Below are 14,451 nucleotides of genomic sequence, written 5' to 3' on the forward strand. Positions count from 1 at the left end.
GAGGATGAGTGATGCAATCCATAACAAGCGGTCAGCCCGCATCTTCACCAATAGAAATGCAAGGAGCTGCTAGTTTGAAAAATGGGCAAATCCTTTTTGGAAAAGTGAATAAGGTATTTCCTAATCGGATGGCCGAGGTGCAGATTGGCGATCAAAAGATGATTGCGACGCTCGATATCCCGCTTCGCACAGGGGAAAGGTATTGGTTTCAAGTACAGCAGCAAAATGAGGGGAAGCTAGTGTTAAAAGCTTTGGAGATGCCCGATGTGAATTATTCCAATTTAAAGGGAGCAGCTGCACAATTGAGCACTCACCTTGGCATGAATTCCGACCCTTCTGCAGCCAAGCTTGCTGAATACTTCCTTAAAAACCGTCTTCCAATTACGAAGGAAACCTTTCAGTCCGCTTTGCAATGGTTAAAAGGTGCGGATTCCCTTGAAGCTGGTCTACCCATTCTAAAAACAATGTTTGTTCAGCAATTACCGATAGTGAAAGAGGTGTTTGATGCATTATTGGCACAGGTCAAGGGTGAACCTTTCCACAAAATGCTGACTTCCCTCCAGCAGCAATTACAGGCGGCGGGCTCGAAAACGGAAACATCTGTCAAGTTAATGGCGGTATTGGACTCCTTGCATGTTGCAAGAAAGAGTCTAATTCAACAGACCGGTTTGCAGCAATTTGTGGCGAAATGGCTCGATTCCGATTCTGCCCCCGAAATGAAATCAGGTGCTTTTTCCCTGCTCCAAAAGACAGGATTCATCCCAGAGAGAATGACGGAAGCTTTCTTTTTGGACGACTTAATGGATGGAGCCAAGACAAGGAGCGGATTTCCTGACAATCCAATGCTCGATAAATTGCACCAAGGCTTGCAAGTGCTGTCAACTGCCAAGAGTGGGGCGTTAAGTGAATTAGGAAAGGTTGAAATTACATTACAGCGATTAATGAACGATCTTGACCATGTTGGGACAAAAATGACAGCTGATGACCAGTTGTTCCTGAAGAAAGAGAATTCGCCTGAAAAAATATCTCCGCTTTCCCTTCGTTTACTTGAGGATGTTTTTACTGGAGCGACAGCTGGAAGAAAAGCGATAGGTGCCAATATGGCAATGGATGACCTTCTGGGCTATTTGAATGGAGATAAGAAACAAGTAGTCGAAGCGAAGGGCAAGGCAGCTGATATGATTCTGCAGTCGCTTAAACAGCATCCTGAGGCCCTGTCCATAAAGGATAACGAGAAACAGGTTTTGACTCATGTTTTAAAAGCCGAATATCAATCCGTCGATTTTACAAATGGGTCATCTGTTGCCATTCAGCTTAAAGAGTGGACCAAATTACTTGGCCTTCAGCTGGAACATGTACTTATCAATCAATCTGGAGCCGATATGGCGGAAAACTCGCGCGATTTAGAGACACTAAAGCCGCTATTGCTAAAACTGTTGAATGAGCAAGCTCCGGCACCGATCAAGGAAATGGCAGAACAGATCCTGAATCGGATCACGGCACAGCAAATCCTTTCACAGGAAAATGGGCCGGTGCAGAATTTGCTCCTTACACTTCCGCTTAATCTGGGACATGCGCAAACGGATTTAACACTGCAATGGAGCGGAAGGAAAACGAAAGATGGCAAAATAGATCCTGATTACTGTAGGGTCTTGTTTTATTTAGAGTTAGAAGGCATAAAAGAGACGGTCATCGACATGCAGGTGCAAAACAGGGTCATAAATGTGACGGTCATCAATGAGCAAGTGGCACACATGGAAGAGGCAGCCAAACAATATTTGGACCTGCTGAGAGGGAATTTGGAAAAGATGGAGTACAGATTGTCCGGTGTATCCTTTGTTAACCCGAAGCATGAAAGAAATGGCCTCAAAGGGCCGAAGTCCGTTCCTTTTTCAGAAGGCGGTTCATATAGTGGAGTGGATATTCGAATATGAAAAATGATAAACGAAAACAAGCGATTGCCTTAAAATATGATCAAAAGAAATCGAACGCCCCTGTCATCTTGGCGAAAGGAAAAGGGAAAACGGCGGAAAATATTCTAGAAAAGGCCATGAAACTGAATATTCCCGTTCAAAATGACGAGTCGCTTGCTGCGCTCTTAGGTCAATTGGATATAAATCAGACGATTCCTGAAGAATTATATGGTGCTGTAGCGGAGGTATTTGCCTTCATTTACAAAGCGGACAGGGATATGCAGCAGCAGGACATTTGACGATCCTTTTAGTGCTTTTTCGTGATTCATGTTGGTTTATGTAGAATTTTAGGGAAATTACCAAAAGAATTTCATTATACTGAAAAAATATTAATTGATTAGCAAAAGGAAAAAGACCTGACTTTTTCCTTTTGCTTTTTTAATAGGATTAAAATGGAAAAGTCTGTTTTTTTAGAAAAAACTATAATTTTTCAAAAAATAATAATAGATTAATATTCAGGAAAAGGCTTTCATGGTGCGTTTCATTGTAAAATTACTTCTATAATTTCCTTTTACTAGAATAGAAAAAAAAGCTGCCAGATAAATAAAAATTATTTGAAAAAAGTAGATTGACGCAATGATTATTACCATTTTATTGAAAAAAATAGAAGTATATTATTATAATTTTTTTCAAAAAAAACGAAAGAAAATTATGCACGAAGCAGAATTTTGTTGTACTATGTAAGAGAAAACACGCATTAAATCTCAAGGTTGTTTTTAGTAGATAAGGAGGATGGGAAATGAATATCCATGAGTATCAAGGGAAAGAGATTTTGCGACAATACGGGGTATCCGTTCCAAATGGCCGGGTTGCCTTTACTGTCGATGAAGCAGTCGAAGCAGCTAAGGAGTTAGGTACGGAAGTTGTTGTCGTCAAAGCTCAAATTCATGCGGGCGGCCGCGGAAAAGCTGGTGGAGTTAAGGTAGCGAAAAACCTTGACGAAGCACGTACATATGCACAAGAAATTCTTGGCAAAACGCTGGTGACCCATCAAACTGGTCCTGCAGGCAAGGAAGTTAAGCGTTTACTTATTGAAGAAGGCTGCGACATTTCGAAAGAATATTATATCGGTCTGGTTTTGGACCGTGCTACCAATAGTGTCGTCTTGATGGCTTCTGAAGAAGGCGGAACGGAAATAGAAGAAGTGGCTGAAAAGACACCGGAGAAAATTTTCAAAGAAGTAATTGATCCGGTTGTCGGTCTGACGGGCTTCCAAGCGCGCAGAATCGCTTTCAATATCAATATCCCGGCGAAACTTATAAATAAAGCTTCCAAGCTTATGGTGAACTTATATACAGCTTTCGTTGAAAAAGATTGTTCAATTGCTGAAATCAATCCGTTAGTCGTAACGGGTGATGGCAATGTCATGGCACTCGATGCCAAATTGAACTTCGATGATAATGCAATTTACCGCCACAAGGACATCGCCGAATTCCGTGATTTGGATGAAGAGGATCCGAAGGAGATTGAAGCATCGAAACATGGCCTTAGTTACATATCGCTTGACGGTAATATCGGATGCATGGTGAATGGTGCTGGGCTTGCGATGGCAACGATGGACATCATTAAGCATTATATGGGAGATCCGGCAAACTTCCTTGACGTGGGCGGCGGCGCCACAGAGGAAAAAGTAAAAGAGGCTTTCAAAATCATCCTGTCCGATCAAAATGTTAAGGGCATATTCGTTAACATTTTCGGCGGAATCATGAAATGTGACATCATCGCAGCTGGCGTCGTAGCTGCTGCTAAAGAGCTTGGACTTGATGTTCCTTTGGTTGTTCGTCTTGAAGGAACGAATGTGGATCTTGGTAAAAAGATCCTTAAAGAGTCAGGTTTGAACATCACGGCTGCTGAATCAATGGCAGATGGAGCACAAAAAATAGTATCACTTGTAGGATAATAGGCAGGGGGGAACATAATGAGCGTTTATATTAATAAAGATACGAAAGTGATCGTTCAGGGAATCACTGGTTCAACAGCATTATTTCATACAAAACAAATGTTGGAATACGGCACGAAAATCGTTGGCGGCGTCACTCCAGGTAAAGGTGGAACGGAAGCGGAAGGGGTACCTGTATTCAATACAGTTTCCGAAGCCGTCACTGAAACCGGAGCGAATGCATCGGTAATATACGTTCCTGCTCCATTTGCAGCAGATGCGATTATGGAAGCCGTTGACGCAGAGCTTGATCTTGTCATTTGCATAACAGAACATATTCCAGTTCTGGATATGGTCAAAGTGAAGCGATATATGGAGGGCAAAAAGACCCGCTTGATCGGGCCAAACTGTCCGGGTGTCATCACGCCTGAAGAATGCAAGATTGGTATCATGCCAGGTTACATCCATAAAAAAGGCCATGTAGGCGTAGTTTCCCGATCTGGAACCTTGACATATGAAGCCGTTCATCAATTATCGCAGGAGGGCGTAGGACAATCGACTGCTGTCGGTATCGGTGGAGATCCCGTTAACGGAACGGATTTCATTGATGTACTGAAAGCATTCAACGAGGACCCGGAAACACATGCAGTGATCATGATCGGAGAGATCGGGGGCACGGCAGAGGAAGAAGCAGCTCTTTGGGTGAAAGAAAATATGACGAAGCCAGTTGTTGGTTTCATTGGCGGGCGTACGGCTCCAGCCGGTAAACGCATGGGACACGCTGGTGCCATTATCTCCGGTGGGAAAGGTACGGCTGATGAGAAAATCCGCGTTATGAACGAATGTGGAATTAAAGTTGCCGAGACTCCATCCGTAATGGGCGAAACATTGATTTCCGTCCTGAAAGAGCAAGGCATTTACGAAACTTGTAAAACACATTAATGTATGCTGGCCGACCTTTATTTAGGGGTCGGCCTTTATCTCCCTTCTTTTTTTATAATCCGGCTTTCACCGCAATCAACCTCTTTAAAAATAAACGACAAGGGGCGCTTTCATTGAATAGAATAGAAAAGTTGATTCACCTCCATCATTGCCGTGGTGCAGGATGGAAAACGATCCAAACAATCATGTCGAATGATCCATCTCTTACTTCCCTCTTTACAACCAGCCGCAATGAATGGGTAAAATTGCTCCCTATACCTTCCAATAAGCTTAACCTCTTTCTCGAAGATTTACATTCTCTCAATACACTAGATAAGCTCAAGAAATATGAAGATAGCCATATTCATTGTATAACGATCCTTGATGAGGATTATCCTTTTTTACTGAAGCAAATATACGATCCCCCTTGGGTTCTTTATTATAAGGGCAATAAGAAGCTTTTAGGGAGGAGGAATACGCTAGGTGTCGTTGGGACGCGTAAGCCCACCTCGTACGGACTGAAGGCCTTACAAACGATTTTATTCCCCCTTGCACAGAAAAAATATGTCATCATCAGTGGTGTTGCGGCGGGAATCGATTCAAGGGCGCATGAAATCACGTTAAATGCGGACGGGGATACGGTCGGAATCTTGGGAGGTGGGCTTATGCAAATATACCCAAAGTCAAACATTCCTCTTGCTGAGAAAATTATTGATAAAGGGGTACTCATTTCTGAAACCCCACCGGAAATGAGAGCGGAACCATGGATGTTCCCGCTTAGGAATCGAATCATCAGTGGATTATCACAAGGAGTGTTCATTGTTGAGGCAAAAGAAAAAAGCGGTTCCCTTATTACGGCCCAAGCTGCTTTGGAACAGGGGCGGGAAGTATTTGCGCTTCCAGGTAATGTAACTAGTCCGGAATCCCTTGGGACTAATCAATTGATTTCCGATGGAGCCAAACTTGTTTTAAGTTCTAAACAGATCGAGGAAGAATTTTTTCGCAATATAATATAGAAGATAGGCGGTAAACCATCAGGTGAATTAGTAAAATAAGGTGATTTTAAGCTGTATGGGTTGAAATATTAGACAAAAGGGTTGAAAATATTGTAAAACTGTTATAAGTTTTGCAAATGGAATCTCTTAACAAAATGGTAAGCATTATCTAAGTCAATCCCCTTTGAAAAGTATTGGGGTGTTGACAAATGATTTTTGAATGATTAATAATAGTGAAGATTTATATTACCTCTTTGAGGAGGATTTATTGGATGTCAGAATATTTAGTGATTGTGGAATCGCCTGCTAAGGCGAAAACGATAGAACGTTACTTGGGAAAAAAATATAAAGTAAAGGCTTCCATGGGGCATGTACGAGATTTGCCGAAAAGCCAAATGGGCGTCGATGTTGAACATGAATATGAACCTAAATATATAACGATCCGTGGCAAAGGCCCGGTTTTAAAAGAATTGAAAACCGCTGCAAAAAAAGCGAAAAAAATATATCTCGCAGCTGACCCCGACAGAGAGGGTGAAGCCATTGCTTGGCATTTGGCTCACAGTCTCGATGTCGACATTAATTCCGATTGCCGCGTGGTATTCAATGAGATCACGAAAGAGGCGATCAAAGAATCATTTAAATCACCGAGACCAATCAACATGAAATTGGTTGATGCACAACAGGCTAGAAGGATTTTGGATCGCTTGGTCGGATACAATATCAGTCCGCTGTTATGGAAAAAAGTGAAAAAAGGCTTAAGTGCTGGACGGGTCCAATCGGTTGCTGTAAGGATGATCATCGACCGGGAGAAAGAAATCAAAGATTTTAACCCGGAAGAATATTGGACAATCAAGGCGGATTTCGTGAAAGGAAAAGAACAATTTGAAGGTTCCTTTTTCAGTCTTGGCGGAGAGCGGAAAGAATTGAACACCGAAGAGGACGTCAAAAAAGTCCTCGCTTCTTTAAACGGCAGCGAATTCACGATTGGGGCGGTTGCTAAAAAGGAAAGGAAACGTAATCCGGCAGCGCCTTTTACGACTTCTTCCCTTCAACAAGAGGCGGCCCGTAAGTTGAATTTCCGAGCGAAGAAAACGATGATGCTTGCCCAGCAGCTTTATGAAGGTATCGAGCTTGGAAAGGAAGGGACAGTTGGTTTAATCACTTATATGAGAACGGACTCGACCCGAATTTCCGATATCGCTAAACAGGAAGCCCATACCTTCATCCAAAATAGTTATGGGAAGGATTATGTTCAGGCCGAGCAGCGCAAAGAGAAAAAACAGACCAATGCCCAAGACGCGCATGAAGCCGTTCGCCCAACCAGCACATTACGGGAACCGAATATAGTCAAGGAGTACTTGTCCAGAGATCAATTCCGTCTATATAAACTAATCTGGGAACGGTTCGTTTCGAGCCAGATGTCTTCGGCCGTCATGGATACAATGAGCATTGACCTTCATAATGGCGATGTTATTTTCAGGGCCAATGGTTCCAAAATTAAGTTCCCGGGTTTCATGAAGGTATATGTGGAAGGTTCGGATGACTCTGTGGAAGAAAAGGAGAATGCCCTTCCAGATGTGAAAAAAGGCGATCAGCTCTTTTCAAAAGATGTCGAGCCAAAGCAGCATTTCACACAGCCGCCTCCCCGCTATACTGAAGCCCGGCTAGTCAAAACCTTAGAGGAGCTCGGTATAGGTCGGCCTTCAACATATGCACCTACCTTGGATACGATTCAAAAACGGGGCTATGTTACCTTGGATAATAAACGATTCATCCCGACGGAGCTAGGTGAAATTGTCCTTGAATTGATTCGTGAATTCTTCCCTGATATACTTGATGCCGAGTTCACGGCCAAGATGGAGCAGGAGTTCGATAGCGTAGAAGAAGGCAGTGTCGAATGGATTAAGGTAATTGATGAATTTTATAGAGAATTTGCGATCCATTTGGCAAAAGCAGAAGTCGAAATGGAGAAAATCGAGATTAAAGATGAGCCAGCTGGAGAAGATTGCACGGAATGTGGCCATGAAATGGTCTTTAAAATGGGGCGCTACGGGAAGTTCATGGCATGCAGTAATTTCCCGGATTGCCGTAACACTAAACCAATCGTTAAAGAGATCGGTGTGAAATGCCCTAAATGTAAAGAAGGAAACATCATCGAACGGAAGAGTAAAAAACGCCGCATATTTTACGGTTGTGACACCTACCCTGGATGTGACTTCATTTCTTGGGATAAGCCCCTTCCCCGTAGCTGTCCGAAATGTGAGGGCACACTTGTTGAGAAAAAACTCAAAAAAGGTGTTCAGGTCCAGTGCATGGATTGTGATTTCAAAGAAACGCCCCAAGCGTAGAGTTAATCAAGATGGTCCTTTTTACCTGCGTCAGGAAGAAAACTTAATATATAAACCGACTCGGCATATGCCGAGTTTCTTTATGTTTCTCGAAGTATGGTATCATGGTAACGGACACATATACTTCCCAAGAAGAAAATGGATGGAACATGAAACTTTTTTATTTGGGCCATGTGATGTAAAATTCAGTGGACAAGTGTATTCCTTTAAAGATATAATTCCTCTTTGCGCCAAGTTATCCGTTTAGGAAAAAAGGGTTTGCAAGTGGAATGCCTTATCAAAGGCGTATGATTTATAATATCAGTGGGAGTAGGTATTTCTAAGTATAAATACATAGATATCGTTAAAAGTGAAACGTTTTGGGAATGTAATTTTAATGATAAATAATCCTGTCTTATCATATCTATACATGGAGGTTCGGAAAATGAAAGAAACAAAAGTAAGTGTAATCGGTGCGGGGCTTGCAGGAAGCGAAGCGGCTTGGCAGTTAGCAAAAAGAGGAATTAAAGTGGATTTATACGAAATGCGTCCGGTAAAACAAACGCCAGCTCATCATACCGATAAATTCGCCGAACTTGTTTGTTCCAACTCACTTCGGGCAAATACGTTAACAAATGCAGTCGGAGTATTAAAAGAAGAAATGCGAATGCTTGATTCGGTCATCATGTCCGCAGCAGATGCCTGTGCCGTACCTGCCGGAGGTGCACTGGCTGTCGATCGCCATGAATTTGCCGGTCTGGTAACGGAACGAGTGAAGAATCACCCGAATGTAACGGTCATTAATGAAGAGATGACAAAGATTCCTGATGGCCCTACCATCATTGCGACAGGTCCGCTTACAAGTCAGTCTCTATCTGACAGTTTAAAGCAAATCATGGATGAAGAATATTTGTATTTCTATGATGCTGCCGCTCCCATTCTTGAAAAGGACAGCATCGACATGGATAAGGTATATTTAAAATCCCGCTATGATAAAGGGGAAGCCGCTTATTTGAATTGTCCGATGACGGAGGAAGAATTTGATCGTTTTTATGAGGCGTTGATTTCTGCCGAAACGGTCCCACTTAAAGAATTCGAAAAAGAAATCTTTTTTGAAGGATGTATGCCGATTGAAGTGATGGCGTCGCGTGGGAAGAAAACGATGTTATTCGGTCCATTGAAGCCAGTTGGGTTAGAAGATCCCAAAACAGGTAAACGACCTTACGCAGTTGTTCAATTGCGCCAAGATGATGCAGCGGGTACTCTTTACAATATTGTTGGTTTTCAGACACATTTAAAATGGGGCCCGCAAAAAGAAGTATTACGGCTCATACCAGGATTGGAAAATGCGGAAATTGTCCGTTACGGAGTTATGCATCGTAACACTTTCATCAATTCACCTAACGTTCTGAAGCCTACGTACCAATTTAAAAATCGGGATGATTTATTCTTTGCAGGTCAGATGACTGGTGTAGAGGGCTATGTCGAATCCGCCGCATCAGGGTTGATAGCTGGGATAAATGCAGCAAGAATCGTTCAAGGCCTGGAACCTGCCGTGTTCCCGGCTGAGACGACAATGGGAAGCATGGCAAGGTACATAACATCGACAAACGGAAAGAGCTTTCAGCCGATGAATGCCAACTTTGGACTGCTTCCAGACCTTGAAGTGAGGATCAAATCCAAAAAAGAACGGAACGAAACGCACGCTAAGCGAGCTTTGGACACAATTCAGAACTTTGTGAAAAATTTGTAAAATATTTGCCTGCCGTTTTAAAGTATGATACTATTTATTAGCCTTTGCGAGGTGTTTCCATGATGAATCAAAAAAAGGCATTATCATCCTTCATCGAATATTTACAAATTGAAAAAAACAGTTCACATTACACCATTGAAAACTACAAACGTGATATTCTCGAATTTTTCCTGTTTCTTAATGAACAGGGAATTACGGATATCACCTCTGTTGAATATTTTGATGTCCGGTTATTTTTAACGAGTTTATATGAGAAAAAACTTTCTAAGCGCACTGTAGCAAGGAAAACATCTTGCTTGCGGAGTTTTTATAAATTCTTATTACGTGAAGGCGATGTGAAGGATAATCCTTTTTCTCTTGTTTCTTTACCTAAAAAGGATCAAAAACTGCCACGATTTCTTTATGAGAAGGAAATGGAATTGTTGTTTTCTTCTTTAAAGAAAGATTCACCGATAGGAAAAAGGAACAATGCTTTACTGGAATTACTGTATGCGACTGGCATTCGGGTAAGTGAATGCTGTGAGATTAAGCTGCAGGATATCGATCTGTCCCTTGGTACAGCATTGGTGCATGGGAAAGGGAAAAAAGATCGCTACGTTCCGGTTGGTAAATATGCTCTGGAAGCGATAGAGTTATACATACGTACAGCCAGGATGGAAATGACTTCGTCTGACGCCAAGGCGCATGTTTATTTATTCGTTAATTTTCGTGGAGACCCTCTGACACCTAGGGGAGTTCGCTATATATTGAATGAATTGATTAAAAAGTCAGCCGCGGAGGGAAGTCTTCATCCCCATATGCTTAGGCATTCCTTTGCAACCCATCTTTTGAATAATGGGGCAGATATTCGTACCGTTCAGGAATTGCTTGGTCATTCCAAAATTTCATCGACGCAAGTGTATACGCATGTTACAAAAGACCAATTAAAAAAAGTCTATAATGCAACACATCCACGGGCTTAAATGTTGAAAGGGGACACTTTATGACAACGATATTTGCAGTGCATCATAAAGGTGAATGCGCCATGTCCGGTGATGGGCAGGTTACTTTAGGAAATTCAGTAGTGATGAAGCATACGGCAAGAAAGGTCAGGAAAATCTTCAATGGTAATGTCCTTGCAGGTTTCGCAGGTTCAGTTGCAGATGCATTCACCTTATTTGAGATGTTCGAAGCAAAGCTTGAAGAGTATAATGGCAATCTTCAGCGGGCAGCCGTAGAAATGGCAAAGCAATGGAGAAGTGACAATGTATTGAGAAAGCTGGAAGCCATGCTTGTCGTCATGAATAAGGACCATTTGCTGCTCGTTTCCGGTACGGGGGAAGTCATAGAACCTGATGATGGGATTCTCGCCATCGGATCAGGAGGCAATTATGCACTTGCTGCCGGCAGGGCATTGATACGATTTTCCAGTGAGGATTTATCTGCAAAGGAAATTGCCCAATCATCTTTACAAATTGCAGCGGAAATTTGTGTGTTTACGAATACGAACATAATCGTGGAAGAGTTGTAAGGAGGAGCGCAAATGTCAAATAAAGCTAATTTAACACCGAGGCAAATCGTTGAAAAACTGGATCAGTATATCGTGGGGCAACGTGATGCGAAACGGGCAGTGGCAGTGGCTCTGCGCAATCGCTACCGACGCTCCCTTCTCTCGGATCAACTTCGTGATGAAGTCGTTCCGAAAAACATATTAATGATTGGACCGACAGGCGTCGGGAAAACAGAAATAGCTCGGAGAATGGCTAAATTGGTAGGTGCTCCTTTTGTAAAAGTTGAAGCAACGAAATTTACGGAAGTCGGATATGTCGGCCGGGATGTAGAATCCATGGTCCGTGATTTGGTAGAGACTTCCGTACGCCTCGTGAAGGAAGAGAAGATGGCAAGCGTAAAAGAACGTGCTGAAGAAAATGCCAACCGCCGTTTAATTGAGTTATTGGCGCCATCTGCGAAAAAACAGAGTAATTTCAAAAACCCTCTTGAAGTCTTTTTTGGTGGCAATAACAATCAAGATGTACAGGACACGGAAGAAAATTCCGAAGATTTGAGTTTGCAGGAAAAAAGAAAAATCGTTGCTGCAAAGCTGGCTAATGGTGAGTTGGAAAGTGAAATGATCACGGTTGAAGTGGAAGAACAGTCTGCTTCAATGTTTGATATGCTCCAAGGTTCGGGAATGGAACAAATGGGGATGAATATGCAAGATGCTTTGGGCAGCTTGATGCCGAAAAAAAGTAAAAAGCGCAAATTGAAAGTAAGTGAAGCAAGAATCGTTTTAACAAATGAAGAAGCGGGCAAATTGATTGATATGGATGATGTCACTTCAGAAGCCGTTTACGGTGCTGAGCAAAATGGGATCATCTTTATCGATGAAATCGATAAAATTGCCAGCAAGCAGTCTGGCAGTTCTTCAGCGGATGTCTCAAGAGAAGGTGTGCAAAGGGATATATTGCCTATTGTAGAAGGTTCGACGGTCGTGACGAAGTATGGTTCAGTTAAGACGGATCATGTTCTTTTCATTGCGGCAGGCGCCTTCCATATTGCAAAACCATCCGATCTTATTCCTGAACTGCAGGGGAGATTTCCAATCCGTGTGGAATTGAACAAACTGACTGTTGATGACTTTGTGCGAATTCTCCATGAACCAGATAATGCTTTATTAAAACAATATGTTGCTTTGTTGGAAACTGAAGGTATAGAAATTGAATTTTCTGACGATGCTGTTCGTAAGATAGCTGAAGTGGCCTTCGAGGTAAATCAAAATACAGACAATATTGGTGCAAGAAGGCTTCATACCATTTTAGAACGGCTGCTTGAAGACTTGTCGTTTGAAGCTCCCGAAATCACGATGGAGAAGATCACGATTACACCACAATATGTCGAAGGAAAGCTAGGTACTATCGCCAGGAACAAAGATTTAAGCCAGTTTATCCTTTAAGAACGGAATAATGGCAAAAATTTGCCGATGTAATGAACAAACAATTACGGAAATACAACTTCATAGTTATGTGAACCATGGTATTTTTAGGAGGAACAAATCAAATGAATTTATTAGCAAAAACAAGAAAAATTAATGCAATGCTCCAAAAGGCAGCAGGTAAAGCCGTTAACTTTAAAGAAATGGCAGAAAGCTTAAGTGAAGTTATCGAAGCGAATGTATTCGTTGTCAGCCGCCGCGGTAAATTACTGGGAATAGCTGTAAGTCAACAAATTGAAAATGAACGCATGTACAAGATGTTGGAAGATAAACAATTCCCTGAGGTGTACACAAACAACTTGTTCAATATTCCTGAAACATCTTCCAATCTTGATATTGAGAGCGAATATACTGCTTTCCCAGTGGAAAACAAAGAGCTTTTCAAAACAGGATTAACAACAATCGTACCAATCATGGGTGGAGGAGAGCGTTTAGGAACATTGGTTCTTGCCCGTTTACAGGAAAAATTTCATGATGACGATTTAATTTTGGCTGAATATGGTGCGACTGTAGTCGGAATGGAAATCCTTCGTGAGAAATCAGAAGAGATTGAAGAGGAAGCTCGTAGCAAGGCTGTCGTTCAAATGGCCATTTCCTCGTTATCTTATAGTGAATTGGAAGCTATCGAGCACATCTTCGAAGAGCTAAAAGGAAATGAAGGTCTGCTTGTTGCATCCAAAATCGCAGACCGCGTGGGTATCACTCGTTCCGTTATCGTTAATGCACTAAGGAAATTGGAAAGTGCAGGGGTCATTGAATCACGTTCCCTTGGAATGAAGGGTACTTATATCAAAGTACTGAACGATAAATTCCTACTGGAATTAGAAAAACTAAAAAATAATTAATATCAAAAAGGCAGTCCCTGCAAATGGGCTGCCTCAGAAAGTAGGCGAACTCGATGAAGACCGAGTTCGCCTACTTTTTTTGTGTGCATGATTTACCTGTCTCGATGCAATCCATTTAAGTTTAACCCTTTAGTGAGAATACCATTTGCCTACAGTCCTTTAACAAAAGAGGTATTTCGTATTATATTGCGTTGAGGATGATGTGATAATAGGTGTGTTTTCTATATTGAACAGTTAAATTCTTCTTGAAAAGGGTAATTATATTATTATAACTATTTAACTAACGGGATAATCGATGAGTGGTTTTTTGGGAATTTCCTTCGAAGGAGAGTCGTTTTTCTGCAGCTGTCAAATTTGTCGAATGGATGTTCAACTTGGGGAAATTGATTTTTTTAAAAAACTGAATATATGTAAAACTTTAGTTTTTTTGACAAAGTCCTTACTAATAAAAGGATTGAATGAGTGAAATGGAAAAAATTACTTTAAATAAATTATAAAATTAGTTCTAAAGTATCAGGTATATGGATACGTTTTTCGATATGATAAATAAGCTAATAGAAGTAAAATATGGTTAAAATGTAGAATACCCTAACAAAATGTAATATACCGTAATATTAACCCTTTAATAATACTAATAATATCGTCAAATTTGAGCAATTTGTGACATTTTTCGACTATAATAGGTCTAAAGTCTGTGAAATGTTTATAGACATAGTTATGTTGTTTCTTTAAAATTAAAACTCTAAATGAATTGGATTAATTTAATAAAAAAGAAATTTTTTGTTAT

General features: G+C 41.4%; 11 protein-coding genes. All 11 read left to right on the top strand.

Going from position 1 to position 14,451, the window contains the following annotated elements; genetic code table 11:
- The first annotated feature begins 11 nt into the window (after nucleotides 1-11).
- A complete protein-coding gene (locus ABE28_RS07875) occupies nucleotides 12-1,934 on the top strand; it encodes a hypothetical protein (RefSeq protein WP_064461843.1) in 1,923 nt (640 codons plus the stop codon).
- Nucleotides 1,931-2,212, top strand: coding sequence for an EscU/YscU/HrcU family type III secretion system export apparatus switch protein (locus ABE28_RS07880; protein WP_064461844.1), 282 nt, complete (start codon nucleotides 1,931-1,933; stop codon nucleotides 2,210-2,212). The genes ABE28_RS07875 and ABE28_RS07880 overlap by 4 nt, the downstream gene beginning before the upstream one ends.
- Nucleotides 2,213-2,712: 500 nt before the next feature.
- Nucleotides 2,713-3,873, top strand: a complete 1,161-nt coding sequence (sucC, locus tag ABE28_RS07885) for an ADP-forming succinate--CoA ligase subunit beta (protein WP_064461845.1) — start codon at nucleotides 2,713-2,715, stop codon at nucleotides 3,871-3,873.
- A gap of 18 nt (nucleotides 3,874-3,891) precedes the next feature.
- Nucleotides 3,892-4,794, top strand: coding sequence for a succinate--CoA ligase subunit alpha (gene sucD / locus ABE28_RS07890; RefSeq protein WP_064461846.1), 903 nt, complete (start codon nucleotides 3,892-3,894; stop codon nucleotides 4,792-4,794).
- A 113-nt stretch (nucleotides 4,795-4,907) separates the two neighbouring features.
- Entirely contained in the window at nucleotides 4,908-5,789 is an 882-nt protein-coding gene (gene dprA / locus ABE28_RS07895; RefSeq protein ID WP_064461847.1) for a DNA-processing protein DprA, read from the top strand.
- Between the two features lie 251 nt (nucleotides 5,790-6,040).
- The gene (gene topA / locus ABE28_RS07900) at nucleotides 6,041-8,116 is read left to right on the top strand and encodes a type I DNA topoisomerase (protein ID WP_064461848.1); all 2,076 of its coding nucleotides are present in this window, start codon (nucleotides 6,041-6,043) and stop codon (nucleotides 8,114-8,116) included.
- A gap of 424 nt (nucleotides 8,117-8,540) precedes the next feature.
- On the top strand, nucleotides 8,541-9,848 hold the full coding sequence (gene trmFO / locus ABE28_RS07905; RefSeq protein WP_064461849.1) for an FADH(2)-oxidizing methylenetetrahydrofolate--tRNA-(uracil(54)-C(5))-methyltransferase TrmFO: 1,308 nt from the start codon (nucleotides 8,541-8,543) through the stop codon (nucleotides 9,846-9,848).
- Nucleotides 9,849-9,907: 59 nt separating this feature from the next.
- On the top strand, nucleotides 9,908-10,810 hold the full coding sequence (gene xerC, locus ABE28_RS07910) for a tyrosine recombinase XerC (protein WP_064461850.1): 903 nt from the start codon (nucleotides 9,908-9,910) through the stop codon (nucleotides 10,808-10,810).
- 20 nt (nucleotides 10,811-10,830) lie between these two features.
- Nucleotides 10,831-11,358: an HslVU peptidase proteolytic subunit gene (hslV, locus tag ABE28_RS07915; protein ID WP_064461851.1), complete on the top strand. Its 528-nt coding sequence runs from the start codon at nucleotides 10,831-10,833 to the stop codon at nucleotides 11,356-11,358.
- A 12-nt stretch (nucleotides 11,359-11,370) separates the two neighbouring features.
- A complete protein-coding gene (gene hslU, locus ABE28_RS07920) occupies nucleotides 11,371-12,780 on the top strand; it encodes an ATP-dependent protease ATPase subunit HslU (RefSeq protein WP_064461852.1) in 1,410 nt (469 codons plus the stop codon).
- 104 nt (nucleotides 12,781-12,884) lie between these two features.
- Complete coding sequence (gene codY, locus ABE28_RS07925; RefSeq protein ID WP_057913419.1) at nucleotides 12,885-13,664, top strand: GTP-sensing pleiotropic transcriptional regulator CodY; 780 nt, start codon at nucleotides 12,885-12,887, stop codon at nucleotides 13,662-13,664.
- The last annotated feature ends 787 nt before the right edge of the window (nucleotides 13,665-14,451 follow it).

The organism is Peribacillus muralis, assembly GCF_001645685.2.
Lineage (GTDB): Bacteria > Bacillota > Bacilli > Bacillales > DSM-1321 > Peribacillus > Peribacillus muralis_A.